General features: G+C 72.1%; 2 protein-coding genes. One reads left to right on the forward strand and one right to left on the reverse strand.

What is annotated here, in order from left to right:
• On the forward strand, positions 1–275 hold a 275-nt coding region (locus EAO76_RS43420; RefSeq protein WP_399463834.1), incomplete at its 5' end, for an NUDIX domain-containing protein.
• Positions 276–357: 82 nt separating this feature from the next.
• On the opposite strand, the gene EAO76_RS43425 is transcribed toward EAO76_RS43420, so the two are convergent.
• A partial coding sequence (locus tag EAO76_RS43425; protein WP_148841699.1) for an AIM24 family protein occupies positions 358–638 on the reverse strand: 281 nt, incomplete at its 5' end.

Below are 638 nucleotides of genomic sequence, written 5' to 3' on the forward strand. Positions count from 1 at the left end.
CCCTCCGGGAGGCGTCCGAGGAGTCCGGCATCAGCGGCCTGACGCTGCTCCCGGGCGGCCCGGTGACGCTGGATCGCCACCCGATCCCCGCCCCCTGCCACTGGCACCTGGACGTGCAGTACGTGGCACTGGCGCCCTCGGGCTCGACGGAGCAGATCAGCGACGAGTCGCTGGACCTGCGCTGGTTCGCGTACGACGAGGTCGCCTCGGTGGCCGACACGTCGGTCATCAGGCTGACGGAGCTGGCCCGCGCGGCGCTGGAGCGGCGCGGCTAGTACGACGGCACGCGGAAGCGGGTGGGGGCGGCCTCCTCGGAGGCCGCCCCCACCCGCTTCGGTCCGGGTGTCGTGCCGCGGATCAGTTCCAGGCGTTGTTCTGGTTCTGGCCGTGGGCGCCCTGCTGGCCCATGCCGTACTGGGCCCGGACGCCCTGGCCGATCTGCTGGTTCTGCGGGGGCAGCACCTCGCTGGGCTGGACCAGGGCGAAGCCTTGGCCGAGGAAGCTGAGCTCCCAGCCCTCACCGGTGTTGCCGCGTCGGCGCCACACACCGGAGGAGTGCGTCTGGGCTTGCATCTGCACCCGCAGCGAGCTGGACCAGGCGACGATGGCGTCGGCATCGGCGTTGACGTACTTGTCCG

The organism is Streptomyces sp. sk2.1 (genome assembly GCF_008120935.1).
In the GTDB taxonomy this organism is placed as follows: domain Bacteria; phylum Actinomycetota; class Actinomycetes; order Streptomycetales; family Streptomycetaceae; genus Streptomyces.